General features: G+C 69.0%; 22 protein-coding genes. 13 read left to right on the forward strand and 9 right to left on the reverse strand.

Features of this window, described 5'->3' with window-relative positions:
• Positions 1 to 71 precede the first annotated feature (71 nt).
• Positions 72 to 1,112 (reverse strand): lysylphosphatidylglycerol synthase transmembrane domain-containing protein, encoded by a 1,041-nt coding sequence (locus ASD38_RS13865; protein ID WP_056460705.1) that lies wholly within the window; start codon positions 1,110 to 1,112, stop codon positions 72 to 74.
• A gap of 194 nt (positions 1,113 to 1,306) precedes the next feature.
• On the opposite strand from ASD38_RS13865, the gene ASD38_RS13870 reads away from it, so the two are divergent.
• Together ASD38_RS13870 and mgtA are read left to right on the forward strand one after the other, a co-directional pair.
• A complete protein-coding gene (locus tag ASD38_RS13870; RefSeq protein WP_056460708.1) occupies positions 1,307 to 2,023 on the forward strand; it encodes a Bax inhibitor-1/YccA family protein in 717 nt (238 codons plus the stop codon).
• Complete coding sequence (mgtA, locus tag ASD38_RS13875) at positions 2,020 to 4,569, forward strand: magnesium-translocating P-type ATPase (protein WP_056460710.1); 2,550 nt, start codon at positions 2,020 to 2,022, stop codon at positions 4,567 to 4,569. Before ASD38_RS13870 ends, mgtA begins: the two co-directional genes overlap by 4 nt.
• 22 nt (positions 4,570 to 4,591) lie before the next feature.
• Here mgtA and ASD38_RS13880 read toward each other — a convergent pair whose 3' ends face one another.
• Complete coding sequence (locus ASD38_RS13880; RefSeq protein ID WP_082560752.1) at positions 4,592 to 6,763, reverse strand: copper-transporting P-type ATPase; 2,172 nt, start codon at positions 6,761 to 6,763, stop codon at positions 4,592 to 4,594.
• 108 nt (positions 6,764 to 6,871) lie between these two features.
• Entirely contained in the window at positions 6,872 to 7,672 is an 801-nt protein-coding gene (locus tag ASD38_RS13885; protein ID WP_056446151.1) for a universal stress protein, read from the reverse strand.
• 195 nt (positions 7,673 to 7,867) lie between these two features.
• Between ASD38_RS13885 and ASD38_RS13890 the strand changes: the two genes are divergently transcribed.
• Both ASD38_RS13890 and ASD38_RS13895 read left to right on the forward strand, forming a co-directional pair.
• Complete coding sequence (locus ASD38_RS13890; protein ID WP_056461457.1) at positions 7,868 to 8,473, forward strand: NAD(P)H-dependent oxidoreductase; 606 nt, start codon at positions 7,868 to 7,870, stop codon at positions 8,471 to 8,473.
• A gap of 62 nt (positions 8,474 to 8,535) precedes the next feature.
• The gene (locus tag ASD38_RS13895; RefSeq protein ID WP_056444501.1) at positions 8,536 to 9,198 is read left to right on the forward strand and encodes a helix-turn-helix domain-containing protein; all 663 of its coding nucleotides are present in this window, start codon (positions 8,536 to 8,538) and stop codon (positions 9,196 to 9,198) included.
• Positions 9,199 to 9,310: 112 nt separating this feature from the next.
• On the opposite strand, the gene ASD38_RS13900 is transcribed toward ASD38_RS13895, so the two are convergent.
• The 3 genes from ASD38_RS13900 to ASD38_RS13910 form a co-directional block, all read right to left on the reverse strand.
• The gene (locus tag ASD38_RS13900; protein ID WP_056460713.1) at positions 9,311 to 9,733 is read right to left on the reverse strand and encodes a host attachment protein; all 423 of its coding nucleotides are present in this window, start codon (positions 9,731 to 9,733) and stop codon (positions 9,311 to 9,313) included.
• 84 nt (positions 9,734 to 9,817) lie between these two features.
• Positions 9,818 to 10,828: a zinc-binding alcohol dehydrogenase family protein gene (locus ASD38_RS13905; RefSeq protein WP_056460716.1), complete on the reverse strand. Its 1,011-nt coding sequence runs from the start codon at positions 10,826 to 10,828 to the stop codon at positions 9,818 to 9,820.
• A 2-nt stretch (positions 10,829 to 10,830) separates the two neighbouring features.
• Positions 10,831 to 11,214, reverse strand: coding sequence for a c-type cytochrome (locus ASD38_RS13910; protein WP_056460718.1), 384 nt, complete (start codon positions 11,212 to 11,214; stop codon positions 10,831 to 10,833).
• Positions 11,215 to 11,514: 300 nt separating this feature from the next.
• Between ASD38_RS13910 and adhP the strand changes: the two genes are divergently transcribed.
• The gene (gene adhP, locus ASD38_RS13915; protein WP_056444514.1) at positions 11,515 to 12,546 is read left to right on the forward strand and encodes an alcohol dehydrogenase AdhP; all 1,032 of its coding nucleotides are present in this window, start codon (positions 11,515 to 11,517) and stop codon (positions 12,544 to 12,546) included.
• Between the two features lie 116 nt (positions 12,547 to 12,662).
• Here the strand turns inward: adhP and ASD38_RS13920 are convergent, their stop codons facing one another.
• Positions 12,663 to 13,562 (reverse strand): helix-turn-helix domain-containing protein, encoded by a 900-nt coding sequence (locus tag ASD38_RS13920; RefSeq protein ID WP_056444517.1) that lies wholly within the window; start codon positions 13,560 to 13,562, stop codon positions 12,663 to 12,665.
• Positions 13,563 to 13,713: 151 nt separating this feature from the next.
• On the opposite strand from ASD38_RS13920, the gene pobA reads away from it, so the two are divergent.
• Genes pobA through pcaDC form a run of 8 tightly spaced genes read left to right on the forward strand, consistent with a single transcriptional unit; the run spans position 13,714 to position 21,253 of the window.
• Positions 13,714 to 14,889: a 4-hydroxybenzoate 3-monooxygenase gene (pobA, locus tag ASD38_RS13925; RefSeq protein ID WP_056460721.1), complete on the forward strand. Its 1,176-nt coding sequence runs from the start codon at positions 13,714 to 13,716 to the stop codon at positions 14,887 to 14,889.
• A gap of 18 nt (positions 14,890 to 14,907) precedes the next feature.
• Positions 14,908 to 15,633, forward strand: coding sequence for a CoA transferase subunit A (locus tag ASD38_RS13930; protein WP_056460726.1), 726 nt, complete (start codon positions 14,908 to 14,910; stop codon positions 15,631 to 15,633).
• A complete protein-coding gene (locus ASD38_RS13935) occupies positions 15,633 to 16,280 on the forward strand; it encodes a CoA transferase subunit B (RefSeq protein ID WP_056460730.1) in 648 nt (215 codons plus the stop codon). The genes ASD38_RS13930 and ASD38_RS13935 overlap by 1 nt, the downstream gene beginning before the upstream one ends.
• The gene (gene pcaF / locus ASD38_RS13940; RefSeq protein WP_056460733.1) at positions 16,277 to 17,476 is read left to right on the forward strand and encodes a 3-oxoadipyl-CoA thiolase; all 1,200 of its coding nucleotides are present in this window, start codon (positions 16,277 to 16,279) and stop codon (positions 17,474 to 17,476) included. The genes ASD38_RS13935 and pcaF overlap by 4 nt, the downstream gene beginning before the upstream one ends.
• Positions 17,477 to 17,488: 12 nt before the next feature.
• Positions 17,489 to 18,202 (forward strand): protocatechuate 3,4-dioxygenase subunit beta, encoded by a 714-nt coding sequence (pcaH, locus tag ASD38_RS13945; RefSeq protein WP_056460736.1) that lies wholly within the window; start codon positions 17,489 to 17,491, stop codon positions 18,200 to 18,202.
• The gene (gene pcaG, locus ASD38_RS13950) at positions 18,195 to 18,878 is read left to right on the forward strand and encodes a protocatechuate 3,4-dioxygenase subunit alpha (RefSeq protein ID WP_056460739.1); all 684 of its coding nucleotides are present in this window, start codon (positions 18,195 to 18,197) and stop codon (positions 18,876 to 18,878) included. Before pcaH ends, pcaG begins: the two co-directional genes overlap by 8 nt.
• 24 nt (positions 18,879 to 18,902) lie before the next feature.
• On the forward strand, positions 18,903 to 20,063 hold the full coding sequence (gene pcaB, locus ASD38_RS13955; RefSeq protein ID WP_056460742.1) for a 3-carboxy-cis,cis-muconate cycloisomerase: 1,161 nt from the start codon (positions 18,903 to 18,905) through the stop codon (positions 20,061 to 20,063).
• A complete protein-coding gene (gene pcaDC / locus ASD38_RS13960) occupies positions 20,063 to 21,253 on the forward strand; it encodes a bifunctional 3-oxoadipate enol-lactonase/4-carboxymuconolactone decarboxylase PcaDC (RefSeq protein ID WP_056460745.1) in 1,191 nt (396 codons plus the stop codon). Before pcaB ends, pcaDC begins: the two co-directional genes overlap by 1 nt.
• A gap of 107 nt (positions 21,254 to 21,360) precedes the next feature.
• Here pcaDC and ASD38_RS13965 read toward each other — a convergent pair whose 3' ends face one another.
• On the reverse strand, positions 21,361 to 24,822 hold the full coding sequence (locus ASD38_RS13965) for a hypothetical protein (protein WP_056460748.1): 3,462 nt from the start codon (positions 24,820 to 24,822) through the stop codon (positions 21,361 to 21,363).
• Between the two features lie 31 nt (positions 24,823 to 24,853).
• Positions 24,854 to 26,620 (reverse strand): hypothetical protein, encoded by a 1,767-nt coding sequence (locus tag ASD38_RS13970; RefSeq protein WP_056460751.1) that lies wholly within the window; start codon positions 26,618 to 26,620, stop codon positions 24,854 to 24,856.
• Between the last annotated feature and the right edge of the window lie 209 nt (positions 26,621 to 26,829).

The raw sequence follows: 26,829 nt of genomic DNA on the forward strand, positions 1-26,829 counted from the left end.
CCGTCCCCGGTCGTGATGATGCGCGCCAACCGCGGACTTAGGCAAGGCGCGGATGCGTCTTCGGCGCCGGGTCACCTGGACTTGGCGGGACGGTCTTCGGTCGACGCGGCGCGGCGGCGGCGGCGGCGGCCGTTGAGCTGAAGCAGCGCCATGCCCGGCGCCATCGGCGCCCAAAGGGTCAGCAGCCGCAAGAGAATCGTCGCGGCGAAGGCCTGCTCCAACGGCGCGCCCAGCATGTGCAGGGTCGCGGTGCAGGTGGCTTCGAACGTGCCCAGGCCCAGCGGAATGGGCCCCAGGGTCGCGACGATCGAGGCCATGATCAGGGCGATGAAGGCGGTGGAGAAGGCCACGCCGCCGCCGAGCGCCAGCAGGCAGGCCTGCAGAGTGGTCGCGTCGAGCAGGAACACCAGGCCGTTGCACAACGCGACGCGCGCCAGCAGTTTGCGGTCCGCCAGCAGATCGCTTGGCGCCTGGGCCAGGGTCTCCAGCAGGATCCGGATCGGGCCCAGGCGCTCCAGGAAGGCCGGCAGCGGCCGGCCCCCGCGACGCCTCAGCCACAGCGCCAGGGCGGGCATGGCCAGGGCGACCAGAAGAAAGACGGTCACCAGGCCCGCCATCAGCGGCGTGGCGTGATCGTGCGACCAGAGCAACAGCAGCATGACCACGGCGAACACCGCATAGGCGGCGTAGTAGCCGATCAGGGACACGATCAGCGCCGCCACGGCGGTCCCGCGCTCGACGCCCAGACGCGAAAGCTGGTCGATCAGCACGAGATTGCCGCCCAGGCCGGCGGTGGGCATGGCCTGGTCGGCGAACAGCTTGGTCAGGGCGATCGGCACGAGCCGGCGCAGTTTCCGCGGCGCGCCGGCCCGGGCCAGAACCAGGCTCCAGCCGCTCGCGACGCTGACATAGGTCAGGACCTGGAGCACCAGGGCCGCCGCCAGCCACAGGGGCTGGGCGCGAGCCAACAGTCGGCCAAAGGCCGCCAGCTCGCCGAAATGGAGGATCGCCCAGACCAGGGCCGCGGCGGTCAGCCCGCCCAGCAGCCAGCGCCGCCACGCGCCGAAAACAGGGGCGCGCCCGGGCGCCCGCCGTTCAGCTCGGGCGGCCATGGCTGGAGCACTTTCGAATCCAGGCGGACATGACCTTTTTCCGCGCCTCACCGATGGGGAGCCTTGCCTAGTCGTCTCCCGTCTTCCGCGAACTTCGCAAACCTACGTAGGTTCCCCAATTGGGCCCACGCCCGTCAGCGACGATCCTTGAACCTTCGCGGGCATCACGCGCGGCCCAAGATCGAGGACACGTCATGACGCAGCGCAGCGACGACAAGCTCGAACTAGGGTTCTCGACGTCTGGAGACGACACCGACCATCTGGACTTCATGGTGCGGGTCTGGCTGTGGATGGCGGGCGGGATGCTGGTCTCGGCCGCCGGCGCCTGGGCTTGCGCCAACCTGCCGGCGCTGGCGCAGGTGCTGGTCACGGGCCGTGGCCTGACCCCCGCCGGCTGGGCGGTGACGCTCGCGCCCCTTCCTCTGTTGCTGATGCTGAGCGGCGCCGCCCGGCAGCTGGCGCCCGCCGCGGCGGCGCTGGTCTTTCTCACCTACGCCCTGCTGGTGGGCCTCTCGCTCGGAGATCTGGTGGCGGCCTATTCGGATCACGATCTGGCGCTCGCCTTCGTGTCCGTGGCGGCCGGATTCGCCGGCCTGGCCCTGCTGAGCGCCACGACGSGAGCCGATCTGAGCGGCCTGGGCGCCTTTGGCCTGATGAGCCTGATGGCGCTGATCGTGGCCATGCTGGCCAATCTGCTGTTCGGCCCCTCGACAGTGGACCTGGCGATCTGCGCCATCGGCGTGCTGGTGTTCGCCGGCCTGACCGCGCTCGACGTCCAGCACATCGGCCGCCTGTACGCGCAACGCTGGAGCGGCGACGCGCGCGCGCCCGTGGTCGGGGCGCTGACGCTCTATCTGGACCTGCTGAACCCCTTCCTGTTCGCCCTGCGCCTGACCGGACGGCGCCGATGAGCGCCAGGCCTCCCGAATTCTGGCGTCAGGGCGCCGGCGCGTTGATCAAGGCCCTGGCGAGCGATCGCCAGGGCCTTTCGGCATCGCAGGCCCGCTCGCGCCTGGCGCGCGACGGACCCAACACCATCGCCCCGGCCGCCCGCCGTCACGCCTGGGCCGATCTCTTGCGCCGCCTGACCAATCCGTTGGTCGCCATACTGCTGGTGGCCGCGGCCATCGCCGGCGCCACCGGCGATCTTCCCAGCTTCGTGATCATCGTCTTCGTCATCCTGGCCTCGACGGGCCTGGACATGGTTCAGGAGCATCGCGCCCAGGCCGTCGCCGCCGCCCTGCGCCAGACGATCGCCCTGCGCGCGGCGGTGTGGCGGGACGGCAAGGTGGCGCAACTGCCGGTCGCGCAGCTGGTGGCCGGCGATGTCGTCGAGCTGGCCGCCGGCGATCTGGTCCCGGCCGACGGCGTGGTCCTGGAGGCCAACGGCGTGCAGGTCAATCAGGCCCTGCTGACCGGCGAGCCCTATCCCGTGGAGAAGGCGAGCGAGCCGGCCGCCACCGAAACCGTCCTGGCCGACGCGCGCAATGCGCTGTTCGAGGGCGCCTCCGTCGTCGCCGGCGCGGCCCGCATGCTGGTCGTCGCCACCGGCGCGCGCACCCGGATCGGGGCGATCGCCGGAGCCTTGTCGGCCGCGCAGCCCCCCACCGCCTTCGAGCGGGGCGTCCATCAGCTGGGCGTGCTGATCGTCCGGCTGACCCTGTTCCTGGTGCTGTTCGTCCTCCTGGCTCATCTGGCCCTCGGGCGGCCGGCCCTGCAGTCGTTCCTGTTCGCCATGGCCCTGGCGGTCGGCCTGACGCCCGAACTCCTGCCGATGATCATGACCGTGGCCCTGTCGCGCGGCGCCCAGCGCATGGCCGCGGCCAAGGTGGTGGTCAAGCGGCTGTCGGCGATCCACGACCTTGGCCAGATGGACATCCTGTGCACCGACAAGACCGGGACCCTGACGGAGGCCCGCATCGCCCTGGTCGGCCATCCGGGCCTCGACGGCGAGGACGACGACCAGGTGGCCGAGTGGGCGGCGGTCAACGCCAGGTTCGAGACCGGCCTGAAGAGCCCGCTGGACGAAGCCCTGATCCTGCACATGACCGGCCGCAGCCTGGAGGGCTGGCGCAAGCTCGACGAGCGGCCGTTCGACTTCGAGCGGCGCCGGGTGTCGGTCCTGGTCGAGCGGCTGTCGGACGGCGAACGCCTGGAGATCGTCAAGGGCGCGCCCGAGACCCTGCTGGCCCTCTGCGGCGAAGCGCAGGACCGTTCGGGCGCGCGCGTCCCGCTCGATCCGGCGCTTCGCCGGCGCCTGGCCGACCTGCAAGCCGATCGCGCCGCCAAGGGCCTGCGTCTCTTGGGCGTGGCGTTCAAGGCCGCGCCGGGCCAGGAAACGATCGGCGACCACGGCGATCAAGGCCTGGTGTTCCTCGGCTTCTGCGTCTTCGTCGACCCGCCCAAGGTCAGCGCGACCGCGGCCATCGGCCGACTGGAAGCGGCCGGCGTGCGGGTCAAGGTGATCTCGGGCGACGCCGCCGCCGTGGTGCAACATCTGGTGGCCGCCCTGGACCTGCCGGTCGAAGGCCTGCTGACCGGCGAGATGATCGACAGGCTCGACGACCAGGCCCTGGCTGTCCAGGTCGAACACGTCGACCTGTTCGCGCGCGTCACGCCCGACCAGAAGACGCGGATCGTCCGCGCCTTGCGCGCCAGGGGCCACACGGTCGGATTCATCGGCGACGGCATCAACGACGCCCCGGCGATCAGGGCCGCCGATGTCGGCCTGTCGGTCGAGGGCGCCACCGACGTCGCGCGCGAGGCCGCCGACATGATCCTGCTGGCCCCGGACCTGGGCGTGCTGGCCGACGGAGTGGCCGAAGGCCGGCGCACCTACGCCAACATCATGAAATACGTCCGCATGGGCACCAGCTCCAACTTCGGCAACATGCTGACCATGGCCCTGGCCTCCCTGGTCCTGCCGTTCCTGCCGCTGACCGCCGTCCAGGTGCTGCTCAACAACCTGATCTACGACCTGTCGCAGATCGGCATTCCGTTCGACGGCGCCGACGCCCCGGATCTCGCGCGGCCCAGGGCCTGGGACATGCGCGGCCTGCTGCGGTTCACCGCCCTGATGGGCCCGCTGTCGTCGGTGTTCGACATCGCCACGTTCGCGCTGCTGCTGAAGGTGTTTCACACGGACGTCGCCCAGTTTCGCGCCGCCTGGTTCATCGAATCCATGGCCACCCAGGTCTTGGTGATCTTCATCGTCCGCTCGGCCGGACCGGCGCTGGCCAGCCGGCCGCATCCGGCCCTGATCGTCAGCGCGCTCTGCGGCCTTTCGCTGGCCCTGGCCCTGCCCTTCCTGCCCTGGGCCCATGTGCTGGGCTTCGCTCCGCCCAGCGCCGCGACGCTTGCGGCGATCTTCGGCTTGGTTGCCGCCTATCTGATCGCCGCCGAGGCCTTGAAGAGCCGGGCCCTGGGCCTGGCGCGCCGCAGCCCGACGCCGATCTGACGCCCAGAGAGGGCCGCTTCGACTAGAGGCGCGCGCGGCGCAGACGCAGGGCGTTGCCGATCACGCTGACCGAGGACAGCGCCATGGCCAGGGCCGCGACGGCCGGCGACAGCGTCAGGCCGAAGGCCGGATAGAGCGCCCCCGCGGCGATCGGCACGCCGGCGACATTGTACGCGAAGGCGAAGACCAGGTTCTGGCGGATGTTGCGCATCACCGCGCGCGACAGCCGGCGGGCCCTGACGATGCCCTGCAGGTCGCCTTGCAGCAGCGTCACGCCCGCGCTCTCGATGGCCACGTCGGCGCCCGCGCCCATGGCGATCCCGACCTCGGCGGCGGCCAGGGCCGGGGCGTCGTTGACGCCGTCCCCGGCCATGGCCACGGAACGGCCCTCGGCGCGCAAGTCTTCGACCATCTTGGCCTTGTCCTGGGGCAGGACGTCGGCCAGCACCTCGTCGATGCCCAGCCGGCCGGCCACCGCCAGGGCGGTGCTGCGATTGTCGCCGGTGAGCATGACCACCCGCACGCCCTGAGCCTTCAAGGCGCGGATGGCCTCGACCGTGGTGGCCTTGATGGGGTCGGCGATCGCCAGGACGCCGGCCAGACGGCCCTCGACGGCCGCGAAGATCGTGGTCGCGCCGTCCTGGCGCAGGGCTTGGGACTTGGCCTCCAGCGCTGAGACGTCGATCCCCTGGTCGGCCATCAGGCGGGCCCCGCCGAGCACCACGCGCTGCCCCTCGACCACGCCGATGACGCCCAGGCCGATGGGGGAGTCGAACTGCGTCGCCGGCGACAGCACAAGGCCGCGATCCTTGGCGGCCCGCACGATCGCGTCGGCCAGGGGATGCTCGCTGCTCCGCTCCAGGCTGGCGGCCAGGCGCAACAGCCGCGTCGCATCGCCTCCGGGAACGACCTCGATCGCCGTCACCGCCGGGCGGCCTTCGGTCAGGGTGCCGGTCTTGTCGATGACCAGGGTGTCGATCTTCTCCAGGCGCTCGAGCGCCTCGGCGTTCTTGATCAGGACGCCCAGCTGGGCGCCGCGGCCGACCCCGACCATGATCGACATCGGCGTCGCCAGGCCCAGGGCGCAGGGGCAGGCGATGATCATCACCGACACCGCCGCCATCAGGGCGAAGCTCACCCGCGGCGCGGGACCGACCATCGCCCAGACCGCCGCCGCCAGGATCGCGGCCGCTATGACCGCCGGCACGAACCAGGCCGACACCTGGTCAGCCAGGCGTTGGACCGGGGCGCGGCTGCGCTGGGCCTGCGCGATCATCTGGACGATGCGGGCCAGCAGGGTCTCGGCGCCGACCTGCTGGGCGCGCATCACGAACGCGCCGGTCCGGTTGATCGAACCCGCGATGACCCTGTCGCCCGCCGACCTGGTGACGGGCATCGACTCGCCGGTGACCAGGGACTCGTCGATCGACACCCGGCCCTCGACGATCTCGCCGTCGACCGGGACCTTTTCGCCCGGGCGCACGCGCAGCCGATCGCCGACGCTGACCAGGTCCAGGGTCACGGTCTCGTCGGAGCCGTCGGCCTTGACCCGTCGCGCGGTCTTGGGCGCCAGGTCGAGCAGCGCCCTGATCGCGCCGGACGTGCGCTCGCGGGCCCTCAGCTCCAGCACCTGGCCCAGCAAGGCCAGGACGGTGATCACCGCCGCCGCCTCGAAATAGACCGGCGCCGTCCCCATCGCGTCGCGGGCGCTGGTCGGCAGCGCGCCCGGCGCGAACAGGCCGACCAGGCTGTAGGCGTAGGCCGCGCCCACGCCCATCGCGATCAGGGTGAACATGTTGAAGCGGCCGGTCGCCACGGAGGTCCAGCCGCGGGCCCAGAACGGCCAGCCGGCCCACAGCACCACCGGGGTCGACAGCGCGAACTGGATCCACGCGGAGACCGAGGGCTGAACCCACCGGTGATGGCCCAGGACATGGGCGCCCATCTCCAGGATGAACACCGGCAGGGTCAAAGCCAGCCCCAGCCAGAACCGCACCGTCATGTCGCGCAGTTCGGGACTTGGCCCGTCGTCGACGTCGACCGTCACCGGTTCCAGCGCCATGCCGCAGATCGGACAGAGACCCGGGCCAGCCTGCCGGATCTGCGAATGCATCGGACAGGTGAACAGCTTGGTCCCCGGCGGAAAGGCCGGCGGAGGCAAGGCGGTGGAGGCGCTTGGCCGATGGGCGCTCATCTGTGTCCTATCCTGGCTTGGCGCTCAATCCGTACGCCTGACGTCGAAAGGGCCAGCCGCGTGGCGCGGCCGGCCCCTGCTGATAAACGGTTCGACGGCGCGAAGGCTTCAGCTGCCGAGCACCAGCGGCAGCCGGGCGGCGTCGAGCATGCCCCGCGTGACGCCGCCGAACAGATCCTCGCGCGCCCGCCCGTGGCTGTAGGCGCCCATCAGGCAGTAGCTGGCGCCCTGGTTGGCGCAGGCTTCGAGGATCACCTTGTCGGCGCGCGTGTCGCGCGCCGGGACGCGCTCGATGGCGGCGTGGACACCGTGGCGCGACAGATAGGCCGCCGCCGCTTCCGCCGGCACGCCCTTGCCGCCGTCGTCGACGGTGAACAGCGTCACCGAACCGGCCAGCCGCAGCAGGGGAACGGCCGCCCGCAAGGTGGCCATCACAGGTTCGGAGCCGTCCCAGGCCACCAGGGCGTGGCCGCCGGCGTCGAAGCCGCGCGCGTCATCGGGCACGGCCACCACCGGGCATCGCGCCGACAGGACCGTGGCGGTGACGATGCCGCGCGGGTCGAGGTCCAGGAAGGTGTCGCGCTTGCAGTTGACCACCACCAGGTCGGCCAGGCCCGCCTCGTGCACGACGCAGTCGGCCATGTAGCCCATGCTGTCGATCCAGTCCCACGGCGCGTCTTCGTTGGCCAGGCGCAGCTGCAGGGCCGCGCGGTTGGCCGCCTCGATCTTGCGCTCCTCGACCAGGATCAGACCGGCGGCCCCGCCGTCGTAATCGCCGGCGAAGGCCGGGATCGGCGTGACGTCGACGCATTTGAGATGGCCGCCGAGCGATCGGACGAGGTCGAGCGCGGCCTGCAGCCGGGCTTCCTGACCGGGATCCTCGTGCACGAACAACAGCACGGTCTTCATGGTCGCCTCCATGGGCTTGAAGTGTGGGTAAGCGTATCTGCCTCGGCGGCGCGGGGTCCGGTATTGGGGAATCTACGCAGGCGCGCCGAGACGGCCGGCCCCGGGGGTCGCCGATCGAGGACGGAAATGACGCCGATCAAGGCGCGCCGCGTCGGTCGGCCCCTTGATCGAGGCTCCTCCCGCCTGGAGCCCGCCATGAAATACGCCGTTATTCTCGCCCATCCCAAGCCGACCAGCTTCTGCGCCGCGGTCGCCAGGACCTGCGTCGCCGCCCTCGAGCAGGGCGGCGCCCAAGCTGTCCTGCGCGACCTCTACGCGCTCGATTTCGATCCGCGCCTGAAGGCCGAGGAGCTGCCGGTCGGCCGGGGCTGGGCTCCGGCCCCCGACGTCGTCGCCGAGCGGGCCCTGTTGTCGGACGTCGACGGCTTCGTGTTCGTCTATCCCTTCTGGTTCAACGCGCCGCCCGCGATCCTCAAGGGCTATGTCGACCGGGTGCTCAGCATGGGCTTCGGCTATCAGCCCGGCCCTCACGGCGCCGACCCCCTGCTGGTCGGCAAGACCCTGATGAGCATCTCCACCTCGGGCGCCCCCGAACACTGGGTCGATGCGACAGGCGCCCTGACCGCCTTGATGAGCGTCTTCGACCTGCACCTGGCGGCGGTCACCGGTCTACGGGTGGCGGGTCACGAGCACCTGGGCGGCGTCACCGGGCCCATGGCCGAGGAAGCCGCCCAGGACGTGCTCGATCGCGTGGCCAGGGTGATCGGAGCGACCCTGGTCCCGCCCTCGCAAGCTACGTAATCTTCCCAATGGGCGGCGCGGGCGCATCCCAATATCCCTGGTCTCAACCGAGGAGACAGGCGATGACCCCGCAGGCGAACTTTTCCGATCGCGGCCGCATCGTGCCGCTGACCGCAAATCTGGCCGATCCCTTCCAGCGTCTGGGCGGGGTGCTGCGATTTGCCGTCGGCGAGGAGATCTACGCCCAGGAAGAAGAAGCCGACCTGATCTATCGGGTGGTCAGCGGCGCGGTTCGCGCCACCCGCCTGCTCAGCGACGGCCGCCGCCAGATCAGCGACTTCTACTTTCCGGGCGATCTGTTCGGCCTGGAGATCGGGCTGGTCCATCGGGCGGCCGCCGAGGCGCTCGGCGACGTCGAGGTCCTGGTCGTCAAGCGCCGCGCCCTCAAGCTGTTGGGGGAGGACGGCGTCCAACTTGAGCGCATGATCTGGCAGGCGACCGGCGAGCATCTGGAACGCGCGCACGACCACATGCTGCTCCTGGGCCGCAAGAGCGCCTGCGAGAAGGTCGCCTGCTTCCTGTCCGATATTTCCGACCGTTGCGCGGCCCCGTGGGCGGTCCTGCCGATGAGCCGCCAGGACATCGCCGACTATCTGGGCCTGACCATCGAAACCGTTTCGCGGATGGTCACCCAGCTTCAACAGGAGGGCCTGGTGGAGTTCGACGGCTGCCGCCGCTTCCGCATCGCCCACCGCGCGCGCCTCTCCGAGCGCGTCGCGGCCTAGAACGCGGCGGCCGGACGCAGGCGCCGGCTTCGGAGCTCTTCACGCGATAACGATTTGAATTATAGCCTGTTTATCTGCTTTTGATGGTTCCATCAGAAGCGATAAACAGGCTCTAGGCCTTGGCTTGCCGCAGATCCCGGATGATCTTGGTCAGCGCCTCGGCCGTGGCGTCGACGCGATCATGCGCCTCGTCCAGCGCCAATCGCTGATGAAGCCCCTTGGCCATCTTCTCGCGCAGCACGCCCAGGGCGCGGGGCGGCGCGATCAGGATCAGGGCGTCGAAGCTTTCGGCGGTCATCAACGCGTTCAGCCGGTCGCAGAGCTTGCCCAGAAAGGCGGCTTCGGCCTTGTCCGCGCCCGACTCCCCATGGCGCCCATGGGTTCCGCGAACCGCGGAGTCGTGTCCGCTCTTGGAATGAAGATCTTCGAGCCAGTCGGTGTGTTCGATGAGATGTCCACCGCGCCGGGCCTCTTCGAAGACGCGGGCCTGCACGCCGTCGGCGGTGACCACCAGGGTTCGTTCGTCTTGCCGCATGACCGTTCTCCTGAAAAGCGCCAAGATGCCGCCCGCCGCGCGGGTCGACGCTGATCGAAATCAAGTTCGGCGTTCGAGGCCCGATCAGGCGGCCTCGGCGCCCGCCCCCTCGTCGACGGTCAGGACCGCCGCGCCGGTGAAGGCGCCGGCGCGCAGGTCCGACAGGGCCTGGCCGGCCTGGCGCAGCGGGTAAGCCTTGACGTGGGGCCGCACGCCGGCGGCGGCCGCGCGGGGCAGATAGTCCCGGGCGTCGGCGCGCGTGAGGTTGGCCACCGAGACCAGGCGTCGCTCGCCCCAGAGATCGGCATAGGCCATGGCCGGCAGGTCGCTCATGTGGATGCCGCCGCAGACGACGGTTCCGCCCTTGCGCACGGCCCGCAGCGCCACGGGAACCAGCGCGCCGACGGCCGCGAAGATGATCGCCGCGTCGAGCGGCTCGGGCGGGGCCTGCAGCGAGCCGCCGGCCCAGACACAGCCCAGGCCGCGGGCCAGGTCCTGGGCGGCGATGTCGCCGTCGCGAGTGAAGGCGTAGACGTACTGCCCCTCGCTGATGGCCAGCTGCGCCAGCAGGTGCGCCGCCGCCCCGAAGCCGAACAGGCCCAGGCGTTCGACCGGCCGCGCCTCCATCGCCATCCGCCAGGCCCGGAAGCCGATCAGCCCGGCGCACAGCAAGGGCGCGGCCTCGACGTCGCCATAGGCCTCCGGGATGGCCACGCAGCAGTCGGCGTCGGCCACGGTCAGTTGGGCGTAGCCGCCGTCGCGCGTCCATCCGGTGAAGAGCGGGCGATCACAGAGATTCTCGGCGTCCTCGCGGCAATAGGGGCAGCGGCCGCAGGTTCGCCCCAGCCAGGTCACGCCGACCCGCGCGCCGAGCGCGAACCCTTCGACCCCTTCGCCCAGCGCCTCGACGACGCCGACGATCTCGTGGCCCGGGATGATCTCGCCCTCGACGGGCAGGTCGCCGTCCAGCAGGCGAAGGTCGGTCCGGCAGACGCCGCAGGCCTTGACCCGGATCAGAAGCTCCCCCCGCCCGGGCCGGGGCGCCGGCCGCAGGGCCGCCGCCAGGTGTCCGTCCTTGAGCACCATGGCCAGCATGCTCAGGGCTCCTTCCTCGGCGCGGCGACGGCGACCGGCGCCAGACTCTTGAGGTAGGCCAGGATCGCGGCGTTGTCCTCGGGGCCGAACGTCCATTCGGGCATGGGGCCGTGGCCGACCGAGAGTCCCTCGGCCAGGGCTTCGCCGAGCTGGTCGGTGTCGTAGCGTTCGTGCAGTTGGCGAAACCGCGGCGCCTGAGGATTGGGGCTGTCCCCCGTCCGTCCGACCGCGTGACAGCCGGCGCAGTCGCGCTGGACGGTGGCCTGGCCGCGGACCGCGGCGTCGCCCGTTCTGGCCGTCGCCGGCGCGGCCTGGGCGAGCGCGGCGCATTGGACCGCCAGGGCCAGTCCCGCGCCGATCCGAATGACGATATTCCGATAGGCCATGGCCAAGACTCCCGCGCGGCGACCGCGGTCAAGGGCGCTCCCCACGACCCGTTCGGCGACTGTTGCGGCCATTGTGCGCCGCGCCCTCCGCTCTCGCCCTTGATCGGCGTCAACCGCCGTCCGGTTGGTCCGGCGCAAGTCCTCCGACCGTCGACGCCCCCTTTACGGAGCCTGTCATGACCCCCGTCGCCCACGGCGGTCGGACGCCTCGGAAACCGCGGCGGCTGATTGATCGCGCTCAAAGCGGCCGCGCGATGAAGGCGCCCAATGGGCCGCCCCCGACAAGCCAGGAGTCCCGCCATGCATAAGACCATGAAAGCCGCCGTCGTCCGCGCGTTCGGCCAGCCGCTGGTGATCGAGGAGGTCGCCGTGCCCACGCCCGGCCCCGGTCAGATCCTGGTCAAGATCGCCGCCAGCGGCGTCTGCCACACCGACCTGCACGCCGCCCAGGGCGACTGGCCGGTCAAGCCCAAGCCGCCCTTCATCCCCGGCCACGAGGGCGTGGGCCATGTCGCCGCGGTCGGCGCCGGCGTCACCCATGTGCGCGAAGGCGACCGGGTCGGCGTGCCGTGGCTCTATTCGGCCTGCGGCCACTGCGCCCACTGCCTGGGCGGCTGGGAGACCCTTTGCGGCGAACAGCAGAACACCGGCTATTCGGTGAACGGCGGCTTCGCCGAGTACGTGATCGCCGATCCGAACTATGTCGGCCACCTGCCGGACAATATCGGCTTCATCGAGATCGCGCCCATCCTGTGCGCCGGCGTCACCGTCTATAAGGGCCTGAAGGTCACCGACACCAAGCCAGGCGACTGGGTGGCGATCTCCGGGATCGGCGGCCTGGGTCACATGGCGGTGCAGTACGCCAAGGCGATGGGGCTGAACGTCGTGGCGGTGGACATCGACGACAAGAAGCTCAAGCTCGCCGAAAGCCTGGGCGCGGCCCTGACGGTGAACGCGCGCGACGTCGATCCGGCCGCCTTCATCCAGAAGGAGATCGGCGGGGCTCATGGCGTCCTGGTCACCGCGGTCTCGACCAAGGCCTTTCAGCAGGCCATGGGCATGGCCCGCCGCGGAGGCACGATTTCCCTGAACGGCCTGCCGCCGGGCGATTTTCCGCTATCGATCTTCGACACCGTGCTCAACGGCCTCACGGTGCGCGGCTCGATCGTCGGCACGCGCCTGGACCTGCAGGAGGCGCTCGACTTCGCCGCCGCCGGTAAGGTCCGCGCGACCGTCGGCACGGAGCGGCTGGAGAACATCAACGATGTTTTCGACCGCATGCGTCGCGGCGAGATCGAGGGCCGGCTCGTGCTGGATCTCGCCGCCTCCTGATCCAAGCGAACCCCTCGGCCGCGAGGCCAGGGTCCCGTCGGCGGATCTGGCGCGCCATGGCTCCGAGGGCGGGCTAAGAGCTCGCCTGCTCGGCGCCCCCGACATCGTCGCGCCGGTTAGTTGACCCTCGCCGCGCCAGGCACATCCGCCGAGCGCTCCGCCCGATAGCGTCGCGGCGACATGCCCTCGGCTTTGGCGAAGAAACGCGAGAAGTAGGCGGGATCCTCGAAGCCCAGATGGTAGCCGACCTCGGCCACGGTCATGTTCGAATAGAGCAGCGCCCGCTTCGCCTCGAGGATCGCGCGATCCTGCATCAGCCGCAGCGGGGAAACGGCCGCGATCTTCCGGCAAGCCGCCCTCAACCGCCCGACCGTCACCCCCAGCCGATCCGCATGGTCCTTGATGGTCAAGGGCTCGCGGTAGTGGGCCTCGACCAGTTCGCGAAAGCGCGCCACCAGCCGGGCCTGGGCTCCGTGGATCGCGCGGCCGGTCGCCTTGGCGTGGATCGACAGGCGCAGGGCCTCGACCATGACGGCCAGCAGGTGCGCCTCGACCGCGGCCCCGCTGCCGGGCGCGGCCCAGACCAGTTCGCGCGACAGGTTTCCCAGCGCCGGCCCAACGCTCGACGTCGCGGACAGGGGCAGATGGCACGGGGCCTTGAACAGGTTCGAAAAATCCGGCTCCCGCGCGACGAGATCGCGCAGATAGCTGTCGGCCAGGGTCAGGACCGTCCCCGTCGTCTCGGCCTCCCAGGCAAAACCATGAACGACGCGCGAGGGCACGAGCAACAGGCAGGGCGCGGCGAAGACGGCCGCCTGGTCCTCCGCATGCATCACGCCGCCGCCGGAAGTGATGTGGAAGACGTGATTGAGGTCGGCATGGGCGTGCGCCCGGATATTCCAATCATTCGGCCGCGAGCGATCGTCCAAGTCCTCTAAGTGCAAGAACTTGCCCTCGACAGTTCGGAGCGGTTCTCCAAACAGGAAAAAGCTCGGAATTTCGGCCTTCTGCGTCATCTGAAAGTCTTTCGATCCAGGCGCCCGCCAAAATCGCCAAGCGATAAAAAGTCCAACTTTATGGACGCTCTGTCCATCCCATTCGGACGCCGCGGCCCTAGGGTTCACGCAAGTCGCGACAAGCGACGCCCAACCGCCGGAGGAGACGTCGTTGCGCACCCAGGTCGCCATCATTGGCGCCGGCCCCGCCGGCCTGTTCCTCGGACACCTGCTGAAGCGCGCCGGCGTTGACGCCGTGATCCTCGAACGCCGCGATCGCGCCTATGTCGAAGGCCGCGTGCGCGCGGGCGTGCTGGAGCAGGTCACCGTCGACCTCATGGAGCGGCTGGGCCTTGGCCAGCGCATGCGCCGCGAAGGCCTGGTCCACGGCGGCACCAACCTGGCTAGCGACGGCGACGTCTTCCGCATCGACATGGCCGAATTGACGGGCGGCTCGACCGTCATGGTCTATGGCCAGCAGGAGGTGATGAAGGACCTGTTCGACGCCGCCGAGGCGCGCGGCGTCCAGATCGTCTTCGACGCCGAGGACGTCCATCCTCGGGACATCGAGAGCGACCGCCCGAGCGTCACCTGGCGCGAGAACGGCGTCGACAAGCGTCTGGACTGCGACTTCATCGCCGGCTGCGACGGCTATCACGGCGTCAGCCGCGCCGCGATCCCAAGTGACGTGCTCAGGACCTTCGAGCGGGTCTATCCGTTCGGCTGGCTGGGCATACTGGCCGAGGTGCCGCCCTGCGACCACGAGCTGATCTATTCCAACCACGAGCGCGGGTTCGCCCTGGCCTCGATGCGCTCGCCCACCCGCAGCCGCTACTACATTCAGTGCGGCCTTGACGAGAAGATCGAGGACTGGAGCGATGAGCGGTTCTGGGACGAGCTCTGCCTGCGCCTGGGCCCAGAAGCCGGCGCCAAGGTCATCCGCGGCCCGTCCTTCGAGAAATCCATCGCGCCCCTGCGCAGCTTCGTCACCGAGCCGATGCGCCACGGCCGCCTGTTCCTGGCCGGTGACGCGGCCCACATCGTGCCGCCTACCGGGGCCAAGGGCATGAACCTGGCGGTCTCCGACGTCGTCATGCTGTCCGAGGCGTTGGTCGAGCACTTCCAGGACGGTTCGGACGCCGGCGTCGACCACTATTCGGCCCGCGCCTTGGCCCGGGTCTGGAAGGCCGAGCGCTTTTCCTGGTGGTTCACCAGCCTGACCCACAGGTTCCCCGACCGCGACGGCTTCGACCGCAAGATGCAGGTGGCCGAGCTGGCCTACATCAAGGGATCGCGCGCCGCCCAGATCACCCTCGCCGAAAACTATGTCGGTCTGCCGCTCGTCTAGGCGGATCAGGAGCAAGCGATGAAGAGCAAGATCTACGACAGCGCCGCCGCCGCGCTCGAGGGCGTCGTCTTCGACGGCATGACCCTGATGTCGGGCGGCTTTGGCCTGTCGGGCAATCCCGAGAGCCTGATCCCGGCGATCAAGGAGACAGGCGTCAAGGACCTGACCGTGATCAGCAACAACTGCGGGGCCGACGGCTTTGGCCTGTGGCAGTTGCTGAACAACGGACAGATAAGGAAGATGATCTCCAGCTATGTCGGTGAGAACAAGCTGTTCGAGCAGCTCTATCTGTCGGGCGAGCTGGCGTTGGAGCTGAACCCGCAGGGCACCCTGGCCGAACGCATCCGGGCCGGCGGCGCGGGCATCCCGGCCTTCTACACCAAGACCGGCGTCGGCACGGTGGTGGCGGAAGGCAAGCCGGTCGAGACGTTCGAAGGCGAAGACTATGTCCGCGAGACCTGGCTCCGCGCCGACCTCGCCATCGTCAAGGCCTGGAAGGCCGATCCCGAGGGCAACCTGATGTTCCGGATGACGGCCCGCAACTTCAACCCGGTGATGGCCACGGCCGGCAAGGTCACGATCGTCGAGGTCGAGGAGATCGTCGAGGCCGGCGAATTGGACGCCAACGCCATCCACACGCCGGGCATCTATGTCGACCGCATCATCAAGTCGACGATCAACGAGAAGCGGATCGAGAAGCTGACCACCCGTCCTCGGGAAGCCCAGATGGGAGAGACCGCCTAATGGCCTGGACCCGCGACGAGATGGCGGCCCGCGCCGCCCGCGAACTCAAGGACGGCTTCTATGTCAACCTGGGGATCGGCATCCCGACCCTGGTGGCCAACCACATTCCGGACGGAGTCCACGTCACCCTGCAGAGCGAGAACGGCATGCTGGGCATGGGTCCCTTCCCGTACGAGGGTGAGGCCGATCCCGACCTGATCAACGCCGGCAAGCAGACGATCACCAAGCTGCCGACCTCCAGCTTCTTCGACAGCGCCCAGAGCTTCGCGATGATCCGCGGCGGCCACATCGACCTGACGGTGCTGGGCGCCATGGAGGTGGCCCAGAACGGCGACATCGCCAACTGGACCATCCCCGGCAAGATGGTGAAGGGCATGGGCGGGGCCATGGACCTCGTCGCCGGCGTCAAGCGCGTGATCGTGGTCATGGACCACGCCAACAAGGCCGGCGACAGCAAGGTTCTCAAACGCTGCGCCCTGCCCCTGACCGGCGCGGCCTGCGTCGACATGGTGATCACCGACCTCTGCGTCTTCGACCTGGATCGGAAGGGCGGCGGCCTGACCCTGATCGAGATGGCCCCCGGCGTCACACTGGATGAGATCAAGGCCAAGACCGAAGCCGACTTCGACGCCGGAGCCTTCGCGTGACCGCCGCCTATCTCTGCGACGGCGTCCGCACGCCGTTCGGCCGCTATGGCGGCGCCTTGGCCAGGGTTCGCGCCGACGACCTGGCCGCTATCCCCATCAAGGCCCTGGTGGCCCGTCATCCCGGCCTCGACTGGAGCGCCGTCGACGAGGTCGTACTGGGCTGCGCCAATCAGGCGGGCGAGGACAATCGCAATGTCGCGCGCATGGCGGCCCTGCTGGCCGGCCTCCCCGACAGCGTCCCGGGCGTCACCGTCAACCGCCTGTGCGCCTCGGGCCTGGAAGCCGTGGGCTACGCCGCCCGTGCTGTCGCCGCCGGCCATGCCGATCTGGTGATCGCCGGCGGCGTCGAGAGCATGAGCCGCGCCCCGTTCGTCATGGGCAAGGCCGACAGCGCCTTCTCGCGCGCCGCCAAGATCGAAGACACCACCATCGGCTGGCGCTTCGTCAATCCGGCCATGCAGAAGGCCTATGGCGTCGACTCGATGCCCGAGACCGCCGAGAACGTCGCCGCCGACTTCGGGATCAGCCGCGCCGACCAGGACGCCTTCGCGCTGCGCAGCCAGCAGCGCGCCGCGACCGCGATCCAAGCTGGCTTCTTCGACGGCGAGATCACTCCGGTCGAAATCCCCGGCAAGGTCGGCCCGGTGATCGTCGACCGCGACGAGCATCCCCGCGAGACCACCCTGGAAGCGCTTTCCAAACTCAAACCCGTCGTCCGCGAGGGCGGCACGGTGACGGCCGGCAACGCCTCGGGGGTCAATGACGGCTCGGCGGCGCTGCTGATCGCCTCGGAGGCCGCCGTCCGGAAGCACGGCCTAACGCCGCGCGCCCGCATCCTCGGCTACGCCACGGCCGGGGTCGCGCCACGCGTGATGGGCATCGGCCCGGTCCCGGCCACCCAGCGCCTGATGACCCGCGCGGGCCTATCGATCGGCGACTTCGACGTGGTCGAGCTGAACGAAGCCTTCGCCGCCCAGGGCCTGGCCGTCCTGCGCCAACTGGGACTGCCCGACGACGGCGCCCACGTGAACCCCAATGGCGGGGCCATCGCCCTGGGCCATCCCCTGGGCGCGTCCGGCGCCCGCCTGGTGCTCACCGCTCTGCGGCAACTGGAAGCCACCGGCGGCCAGCGGGCCCTGGCCACACTCTGCATCGGCGTCGGCCAGGGCGCGGCCCTGGCCTTCGAACGCGTCTAGGAGCAACCGTTCATGACCGACCTCATCGGCTTTTCCCGCGAGGACGCCGGCCAGCCGCCGTCCCTGGCGCCGGCCTACGGCTCGACCGTGTCGCGCTCGCCGCGCCAGCCGCTGGTGCGCATCCCCCAGACCCTGACCGAGCTGACCGGCCCCGCCGGCTGCTGGGACAATCTGATGGGCCCGGCCCTGGCCGACCTGACCACCCAGCACAAGGCCATGCCTCAAGGCCAGCGGATCATCGTCGCCGGCCGCGTGCTCGACGAGCAGGGCCGCCCCGTTCCCAACACCGTGATGGAGATCTGGCAGGCCAACGCCGCGGGCCGCTACATCCATGGGAAGGATCAGTGGGACGCCCCGCACGATCCTAACTTCACCGGCGCCGGCCGGGTGATCACCGACGCCGAAGGCCGCTACCAGTTCGTCACGGTGCGGCCCGGCGCCTATCCGTGGGGCAACCACAAGAACGCCTGGCGTCCTGCCCACATCCACCTGTCGCTGCTGGGGCCGGCCTTCGCCACGCGCCTGGTCACCCAGATGTACTTCCCCGACGATCCGCTGATCGAGATCGACCCGATCGCCAACGCCGTGCCCCTGCCCTATCGCCAGCGGATGGTCTCGCGGTTCGACATCGAGACCACCCAGCCCAACTGGGCGCTGGGCTATCTGTTCGACGTGGTGCTGCGCGGCCGCGACGCCACGCCGTTCGAGGACGATCATCATGACTGACCAGATCAACCCCGCCCCGCGCCAGGACAACCAGGATCCAGCCCTGTTCGGCCAGACCCCGTCCCAGACCGTCGGCCCGTTCTTCCACTACGGCCTGCCCTGGAAGGGCGGCGCCGACCTGGTCGGCCAGTCGGACATGGGCGCGCGGCCTGAGCTGTACCCCGAGGACCACTACGTTCTGAACCTGGCGCCGCCCAAGGGCGCGGTCGGCGGCGAAACGATCACGCTCGAGGGCGTGGTCTACGACGCCGACGGCAAGCCCGTGTCCGACGCGATGATCGAGATCTGGCAGGCCAACGCCGCGGGCCGCTACGCCAGCCCCGACGACGACCGGAGCGAGATTCCGCTGGACGAAGACTTCATCGGCTTTGGCCGCGCCTCGACCAGCGACGAAGGGCTCTACCGCTTCAGGACCGTTTTGCCGGGCGTCGTGCCCGGTCCCGGAAACAGCCTGCAAGCGCCGCACATCGCCGTGGGCGTGTTCGGGCGCGGCCTGATCAAGCGCCTGGTCACGCGGGTCTATTTCGAGGACCAGGCGACCAATCAGACCGATCCGATCCTGGCCCTGGCGCCGGCCGAGCGTCGAGACACCCTGATCGCCCGGAAGGTCGGCGACGCGTGGCGCTTCGACATCGTCTTGCAAGGCGAGCGCGAAACCGTCTTCTTCGATATCTGACGGTAAAGCCTCCGGAGCTCGCCCTTGTCCTCACTTCTCCACGACCGTCCCGCCTCCACTCCGGCCATGCTGGCGGTGTTCGGCGACGCGGCCCTGCTGCGCGCGGCCCTGCTGTTCGAGGCGGTTCTGGCCGAGGCCCAGGTGACCGAGGGGCTGATCCCTTTGGAGGTTGGCGAAGCCATCGTCGCCGCCTGCGTCGAGCTTCCCGACGTCGAGGACCTGGCCGAGGCCGCCGCCCACGCGGGGACGCTGGCCATTCCCCTGGTGCAGATCCTCCGCCAGCGGGTGGCCGCCCGGCACGGCGACGCCGTCGCCGCCCTAGTCCACAAGGGCGCCACCAGCCAGGACTTGGCCGACACCGCCCTGGTGCTGCAAGCCAAGGCCGGCGCCGCCCTGATCCGCGACGAGGCCGCGCGCCTGGCCCAGGTCCTGGCGGCCCTGGCCGAGACGCACGCCGCCACGCCGATGCTGGGCCGAACCTTGCTGCAGGCCGCCCTGCCGATCACTTTCGGCCTGAAGGTCGCGGGCTGGCTGCAGGGCGTCGACGAAGCCTTGATGCGTTTCGACATCGAGGCCGCCACCGCCCTACGCCTGCAGTTCGGTGGAGCGACAGGGTCTCTGGCCGGACTGGACGGCAAGGCCCTGGCCATCGCCGAACGCCTGGCCGCGCGGCTGGACCTGGCCCTCCCCGCCAAGCCCTGGCACGCCCAGCGCGGCGCGATCGCCGGCCTGGCCAGCGCCTTGGCCATCCTGATCGGGGCGGTTGGCAAGATCGCCACGGACATCGCCCTCCTGGCCCAGACAGAAGTCGCCGAGGCGTTCGAACCGAAGGTCGCCGGACGCGGCGGCTCCTCGACCATGGGCCACAAGCGAAACCCCACCGGCTGTCAGGTCGCCTTGTCCGCCGCCCTGCGCGCGCCGCACCTGGCCGCCACCCTGTTGTCCGCCCTGCCCCAGGAGCATGAGCGCGGCCTGGGCGGCTGGCAGATCGAAGGCCCGGTGCTGGCCGATCTCTTCCAACTGGCCCACGGCGCCCTGGCGGTCATGGCCCCGGTGATCGAGGGCCTGGAGATCGATGTCGAACGCATGGCCGCCAACCTGGCCGCCGCCGGGCTCGGGAACGACACCGGCGAATCCGAGGCGCTGGTCGCCCGCGCGCTCGACGCTTACCGAAAGGATCGCTGATGCCCTTCGCCCTTTCCAACGGCGCCCGCATCTACTGGCGGCTGGACGGCGCGGCCGACAAGCCCGCGGTGGTGTTGCTGCCCTCGATCGGCACGGACCTTTCCCTCTACGATCCCGTCGTCCCCTTGCTGACGCCCGACCTCCGCGTCTTACGGATCGACACCCGCGGCCACGGGGCTTCGGACGCCCCGGCCGGCGACTACAGCCTCGACCTCCTGGCCGACGACGTGCTGGCGGTGATGGACGCGGCGGGGATCGCCAAGGCCACGATCTGCGGCACCTCGCTGGGCGGCATGGTCGCCATGGCCCTGGCCTCCAAGGCGCCCGAACGCATCGAGACCTTGGTCCTGGCCTGCACCTCTCCGGCCCTGGACCCGGGGGTCTGGGACCAGCGCCTGGCCTTGATCCGCGCCGAGGGGCTCGGTGCGATCGTCGACATGGTGCTGGGCCGCTTCTTCTCCGACGATTTCCGCGCTCAACACCCCGAGGTCGTCGAGACGGTGCGCGCCGGCATGGTCGCACAGAACCCCGACGGCTATTGCGGCTGCGGCGCGGCGATCCGCGACATGGCCCTGCTGGAACGCCTGTCGGACATCACCGCGCCGACCCTGGTGCTCACCGGCGCCAAGGACATCGCCTCGCCCTTCGAGGGGCACGCCGAGCGGATCGTCGCCGCCGTTCCCGGCGCCCGCCACGTCGAAATCGACGGCGCGCATCTGCCCAGCCTGGAAGCTCCGACGGCCTTCGCCGGCGCGCTGCGCGCCTTCGTCCGCGAGGCGCTGGGCGGAACCGCGATCGGCGACGCCCAGGACGTCCTGTTCGAGGCGGGCCTCACGACCCGCCGCCGGGTGCTGGGCGACGCCTGGGTCGACAAGTCCCTGGCCAGGCGCACCGCCTTCACCGCCGATTACCAGGCGATGATCACGCGCTACGCCTGGAACGAGATCTGGGGCCGGCCGGGCCTGGACCATCGCACTCGCCGCCTGCTGGTCGTGGCCATCTGCGCGAGCTTGGCGCGCTGGGAGGAGTTCCGCCTGCACGTGCGAGCGGGCCTCGAGCGGGGCGGCTTCACCCTCGACGAGCTGAAGGAAGTCCTGATGCAGACGGCGATCTACGCCGGCGTGCCCGCCGCCAACACCGCCTTCACCGAGGCCGCCGAGATCATCGCGGAGCTGGGCGGAGCCGATTGATCCGCGCGCCTCGCCTGGGCGCGGCGCTTTTCGCGCGGCAGGCGCCATGTCCAACCTGGCGGTCTCCCTGGCGCCTCGGTTAGGCCGACAACACCCTCGCCGCCGCGCTAGTGTTTTTGGTCGGACGCGAACTCATAGATGCCTCCGGCGATGATCATGCAGAGACCGTAGTCGAGCATGAGATTGCCCTGCGTCCCCGCCAGGATGGCTTTCGATTTAAGGTCCGTGTCGATGGCGATGAAAAAGTCCAGGATGCCGCCGCCATTGAACGCCAGGTTGCCGATCGTTTCGGGGATCAGGGACTTGTAGGTGGTGTCCCAGGCGGCGTGGTTGACGATGACGTTGGCGACGACCGGCACGTTCCAGACGATGTTGATGCAGGTCTCGACCAGGGCGAAGCTCTTGCCGACCCACGGATTGCTGGAAGCGGCGGCCGGAATGGCGGCTATGCCCTTGAGGATGCTGATCGCGGTCAGGGCGTTGTTCATCTCGGCGTACCAGTTGTCGGTTCTGGCGTTGATCAGCGTGGCGATGTTGGGCGAGACGTAGGCGATGTTGCCCAGACAAGCGATCGTCGCGTAGGTCTTGGCGAGCGGGTTCTTTATCTCGGCGACATCGAGCACGCGCTGGACGTTGCTGGTCACGATGAGGACTAACGCGCCGTACAGAGAGACGACGCCGGTCACGAAACCGAAGGTCTTGAGCTTGGCCTCGTCCAGCACCGGCGCCGGCGTGGCGGTCGCCAGCGGCGTCCTCGGCGCGGCCGCGACGGGACGGGGCGAAGTCACGAACAGCGCCTGGATGTCAGCGAAGGACTTGGCCCCGATCAGGTCTTTGGTGAAGGCGTCGTTCTTGGGGAACGGCGCCCTGTGGGCGACGGCCTTGTAGATGATGGTGACCGGGATGGCCGCGATCAGGCAGATCAGGTCCAGGAACGACAGGTCCTCGTCGGTCAGCTCATTGTAGAGCCAGGACAGCACCGGGATATCCAGCTTGGCGGTCAGGATCTCGATCGCGCCTTCCATCAGCTGGGCCAGGATGTCCAGCACGGTGACCAGCACGTTCTGCGCCGACTGCAAGACCGTGTCGGCGAGGATCGTCACCAAGCGTTTGATGATCTCGGTGAGGCCGAGGCCGCCGAACTGGTCGATGATGTCGGTCTTGATGGCGGTGGCCGCCGCGGCCAGGGTCTGCCCCTCGGCCTCGAACAGATCGACCAGGTCCTGCAGGATCGCCGTGGCCGGACTGTCGGACGAGAGGTTGCTCGAACTGGACGCGCAACCGTTCTGGAAGTGGTGGACGCCCAGATTGGCGGGCGCGCTGTTCTGCCCCGCGACCGGGGGGTTCGACGCCAGGGTGGCGGCGGCGGTCTGGTTGAAGTCGGGAATGTCGGCCCAGCCGTTGATCGCGGTCTGAAGCTGCTGGAACAGCGGCGCCAGGTCGGCCTTGACGGTCTCGATGCCGGCGATCGCCGACTGGCTGAGACGCAGGATCAGGGTCTTCAGCACCTTGTGGGTGACCAGGATGTCCGGCCACTCGAACAGGAACTGCAGGAACAGGATGATGTCGTCGACGATCACCTTGATGGCGTTGTAGACCCAGGTCGCCGCCGCCACGACCGCTTCCACGGCGTCGAGCACGCCGTGATAGACCGCCTCGCCGATCGTGGCGACGAACAGCCAGACATCGTTGGCGGTGTCCTCGACCAGTTGGATCGCCGCCTCGACGCCCGTCGCCAGCCAGTTGAACAGGTCACCGATGTCGACGGCGATCCCGTCGGCGATCCCCGCGGCGGACAGGGCGACGGTGCGCGGCGGCGGCGGGGCGAACAGGGCCGGCCGGGCCTTGCCGGGCGGCGGGGCGGCGGCGACCCTGTCATAGGCCTTGGCCAGACACTGGTTGGAATAGGCCACCCGGTCCAGGTCGTCCTTGGATGTTCCCGCCGGAACGAAGTCGCGCCGATTGCCTTTGCGATCGACGATCTGAGCCGACCGCAAGCTCTCGGTGGTGGTGTACCGGGCGTTGCGCGCCCAGGCCGCGTCCATGGTGTTGACGGGGATCTCCGGCTGGGAGGCGACCGAGACCTGGAACCGCGTGCCGGTCAGGCTGGTGGCCGTCTCCACGATCGTCACCGTTCCCAGGGCGTCGGTGAGCACCTCGATCGGCGAGGGACCGATGATGTAATAGAGGTGATTGATAGAGACCGAGGTGACGTTGGTCGCGGTGAGCTTCACGCTGACGTTCGGGGCCGCCCGGCCGTCGGCGTCGGCGACCCGGATGTGGGTGGTGTAGGAGTGGATTGGCAGTGACGGCTGGGTCGTCGCGCTCGGCGGCAGGGTGATGCGGCGCTGAGTCCACAGCGCGGTGGTCGGCGACTTGATCAGCTTGACCAACCCGGTCCCGGTATGGGCGAAGAAGGTGTTGGCGCTGTAGCCGCGATCGATGAACGGCGAGATCGCATCGACCCCGGCCAGGATCGGCAGCGGCCTGTTCCAGGCGGCGGGCTGCCCCTGCCGTCCCGCCGGGCAGGTCAGGTAGAAAACCTGATCGTCGCCGTTCAATCCCCAGACCGTCACCGCGCCGTCGACGGCGTAGGCGTAAAGCGCGCGCACGGCGGCCAGCAACGGATGGGAGGCCACCAGCACCCCGGTCGCTCCGTCCTTCTGGTTGCCGCTGGCGAACCAGTAGAGACCGCCGTTCGCCGCCGCGTAGAGGTCGGAGGTGTTGTCGGCGTCGCGCACCGCGGCGATCGCGTCGGCGAGCAGTCCCCCCGGCAAGTTCAGCCGCGACGGTGGCGCCGGCAGGGCCGGATTGAAGACGTTGTAGAGCGGCGTGTAGACCAGCTGGGCCGACGCGCCGGCCGCGCCCTTCGTGTAGAGCCCGTCGACTTCGTAGGCGTGCGCCGCGCGGCCGAGACAGGAAGCATAGCCCGAGGCCTGGACGTCGATCGCCAGGTCGTGCGGCCGCCAGGTGGGCGAGGCTCCGGGGGCGGCGTCGATATAGTAGCGCGCCAGCACGCCGACCGGTTGGGTTGGATTGCGGAGGGTGTCGACGACGACATACTCCTTGTCGGTCGCCTCGCTCAGAAAGACGTTGGCGATCAGCAACGGGCTCGGCGGCGTGATCGGCAGGCCGTCGCCGCCGATCGCGTTGAACGGCGCCGCCGTCCAGGCCGGCTTGGCGGTCCAGCCCAAATCGGAATCCGAATTGCCCAGGCTCAGATAGAGATGGTCGCGGATCCCGTCGTTGACGATCATCGCCAGATGGATCTGGGCGCCCGATCCGCCCGGCGCCGCCACGACCTGGGCCGCGCCGAACGACTTGACCGTCGCCTTGCCGCCGAAGTCGCTCTGGATCCGGACCGCGCCCAGATCGACCTGCCGCCAGCCATGGGTCTGGCCGGGGGCCTCGATCGTCAGGTTGAACACCCCGCCCGTGCCGATCGAAAACAGCAGCGACGCCCCGGCGTCGGTCTGCAGCGCGATGAACTTCTCCTGAGGCAGCAGAAAGTCGGCCTGGATGTAGTTCTCCATCAGCTCCGAAGAGGTCGTGATCGTATAGCCGCTCATGATTTGCCCCTTCCGCAGGCCTGGCCCCTGTTTAGTTTGGGTTGACGTAGGTCAATTGCGCCGTGAGGTCCTGGCTCGCCGAGAAGGACAGGTTCTTGAACGTGAAGGCGTCGTTTCCAGGGAAAACCCAGGCCCGGTAACCGTTGATGGTATTGGTCAATTCATCGACGTAGCGGGTGAAAGCGGTGTCGATATAGGCTGAGAGGTCGGTGGAGACGCTGGTCAGTCCATTCTTGACCTTGTCCTCAAAGCCGAACTTTCCAAGGATGCCTTGCGGATCGAAATCCCACCGCGCCGATTGATTGGCAACGCTGTTTGTTTGCGTGACCTGCAGGGCGCCGTTCTGCTCGACGCCCAGCGTATACAGCACGGTCAGCGTCTTGTCGTAGTAGCTCTTCCCAGACAGATCTGTGTAGTTGACGAATACTTCGCGATGCTTGAATTCCATGTAAACGACGGCCCGCACCTGGACCCGGATCTGGTTGCCTTTGACGGCGACGTGTCCGGTCAGGGTGAAGTTGTAGTCGCCCCAGATCTCCACGGCGTGGCTCGCGGATTCGGAATTGTCGTGGGAATTATTCACGAAGCTGAGCGACAGCACGTCGGTGAAGCCGTCGCCGTCGGGCGGACCGATCGGCGAGACCGGCCTGAACGATTGCGGCGAGGTGGAGCGGCCGCTGGAGTAGTGGATCTTGAAGTCCTCGCCCGAGTGGGTCATGTGCACGTTCGTTGCGATGCACAGATTGCCCACCTCCGCGTTGATCAGCTTGGCCAGGTAGGTGAAGAAGACGTCGCGACGGACCGCCTGCACGCCGGAAAATTGGCTCACCTCGTTCAACTCGACCCAGTTCCAAGGGAAGGGCACGGGGACCGGCACGGTGGTCGATTGCGTGCCGATATAGACCAGGGTCGCCGCGTCCGCCTGGGCGGCCGTTGGATTTTTGATCGGCTGGCCGTTCTGCTTCAGCGGCGAGGCTTCGCGCGACACCGCGCCGAGTTCCAGCGTGGTGGGCCGCGGGGCCGTCACCGTGAAGCTGTAGCTGAGCACCGGGTCCCCGTTCTGGCGCAGCTGGGTGAAATAGGCGTTCAGGAAGACCGACGAGATCAGGTTCCAGACCGGCCAGCCCGGCGGAATGTTTTGGATCGTCGGCGACGCCTCCAGGATGGCGGTGTCCAGGTCGAGAAACAGCTTTTGGATGGTGAAGGCGTTCGGCGCCTGGTGCTGCAGCTGGATGATGCGTTGCTGGACGGCCGGCGGCACGGGGGAATTGGGATTGATCGTGGTGATGTTGAGAAACACGTTGGCCGAGAAGTACCAAGGCGCCCCCGACCCGCTGGGTTGCGACTGGTTGATCCACTTGGTGTGCGGTCCGTACTCGAAGCCAACGATCTGGAACTCGGCGCAGAGCAGGTTGAACAACACCGGGGCGCTGGTTCCATCGCCCAGGGTCGCGATCGGCGGAAGACTGGCCAACGGCACGTCCGGCAGGCCCAGCCGCGCCTTGACGGCGCCGGCGAAGCTGGCCGCCGCCAGGTTGATCAGGTCCTGATTGGTCGAAGGATTCGCGCCGTCGGGAACCGCGAAGGGGTCCGATCCCTTGGCGTTGGCGACCAGCGTTTCATAGGCGATGGGGACGAGATTGTCGCTGTCGTCAAAGACGTAGCAGACAATGACCTCCGGCGCGGAGAGCCCCGCCAGCAGCTGCTTGAGCGTTGCGTTGACGCTGGCCTGCGTCACGGCGACCACGAGGTCGAAACCATAGTGCGGATCCGACAAGTTCGATTGCGAAACGCTCATCGATCATATCCCTGCTTGGCCACAAGCCCTCGGCGCGCGCCCGTCGGCGGCCAGCCGCCCCGCTCCACGCAAAGCCGGACATAACATCCTATAAGTTGTTATTGTTTTCGAATCGTTTTTTACGAGTATTGGCCGAGTTTGCTGACGCTTGCCGGCGGGCGGCCCCGCCGGCCTTGAGCAAGGCGGCTTCACGGTCGACGAGCTGAAGG

This window comes from Caulobacter sp. Root487D2Y, assembly GCF_001427165.1.
Classification (GTDB): Bacteria; Pseudomonadota; Alphaproteobacteria; order Caulobacterales; family Caulobacteraceae; genus Caulobacter.

What these genes read in the sequence shown, in the direction of transcription:
- adhP (WP_056444514.1), top strand. Translation starts at nt 11,515, where the DNA reads ATGCATAAGACCATGAAAGCCGCCGTCGTCCGCGCGTTCGGCCAGCCG.
- ASD38_RS13880 (WP_082560752.1), bottom strand. Translation starts at nt 6,763, where the DNA reads ATGAGCGCCCATCGGCCAAGCGCCTCCACCGCCTTGCCTCCGCCGGCC.
- ASD38_RS13935 (WP_056460730.1), top strand. Translation starts at nt 15,633, where the DNA reads ATGGCCTGGACCCGCGACGAGATGGCGGCCCGCGCCGCCCGCGAACTC.
- pcaG (WP_056460739.1), top strand. Translation starts at nt 18,195, where the DNA reads ATGACTGACCAGATCAACCCCGCCCCGCGCCAGGACAACCAGGATCCA.
- ASD38_RS13910 (WP_056460718.1), bottom strand. Translation starts at nt 11,214, where the DNA reads ATGGCCTATCGGAATATCGTCATTCGGATCGGCGCGGGACTGGCCCTG.
- ASD38_RS13920 (WP_056444517.1), bottom strand. Translation starts at nt 13,562, where the DNA reads ATGACGCAGAAGGCCGAAATTCCGAGCTTTTTCCTGTTTGGAGAACCG.
- mgtA (WP_056460710.1), top strand. Translation starts at nt 2,020, where the DNA reads ATGAGCGCCAGGCCTCCCGAATTCTGGCGTCAGGGCGCCGGCGCGTTG.
- ASD38_RS13900 (WP_056460713.1), bottom strand. Translation starts at nt 9,733, where the DNA reads ATGCGGCAAGACGAACGAACCCTGGTGGTCACCGCCGACGGCGTGCAG.
- ASD38_RS13885 (WP_056446151.1), bottom strand. Translation starts at nt 7,672, where the DNA reads ATGAAGACCGTGCTGTTGTTCGTGCACGAGGATCCCGGTCAGGAAGCC.
- pcaH (WP_056460736.1), top strand. Translation starts at nt 17,489, where the DNA reads ATGACCGACCTCATCGGCTTTTCCCGCGAGGACGCCGGCCAGCCGCCG.
- ASD38_RS13965 (WP_056460748.1), bottom strand. Translation starts at nt 24,822, where the DNA reads ATGAGCGGCTATACGATCACGACCTCTTCGGAGCTGATGGAGAACTAC.
- pcaDC (WP_056460745.1), top strand. Translation starts at nt 20,063, where the DNA reads ATGCCCTTCGCCCTTTCCAACGGCGCCCGCATCTACTGGCGGCTGGAC.
- ASD38_RS13890 (WP_056461457.1), top strand. Translation starts at nt 7,868, where the DNA reads ATGAAATACGCCGTTATTCTCGCCCATCCCAAGCCGACCAGCTTCTGC.
- ASD38_RS13930 (WP_056460726.1), top strand. Translation starts at nt 14,908, where the DNA reads ATGAAGAGCAAGATCTACGACAGCGCCGCCGCCGCGCTCGAGGGCGTC.
- ASD38_RS13970 (WP_056460751.1), bottom strand. Translation starts at nt 26,620, where the DNA reads ATGAGCGTTTCGCAATCGAACTTGTCGGATCCGCACTATGGTTTCGAC.
- ASD38_RS13895 (WP_056444501.1), top strand. Translation starts at nt 8,536, where the DNA reads ATGACCCCGCAGGCGAACTTTTCCGATCGCGGCCGCATCGTGCCGCTG.
- ASD38_RS13905 (WP_056460716.1), bottom strand. Translation starts at nt 10,828, where the DNA reads ATGCTGGCCATGGTGCTCAAGGACGGACACCTGGCGGCGGCCCTGCGG.
- ASD38_RS13865 (WP_056460705.1), bottom strand. Translation starts at nt 1,112, where the DNA reads ATGGCCGCCCGAGCTGAACGGCGGGCGCCCGGGCGCGCCCCTGTTTTC.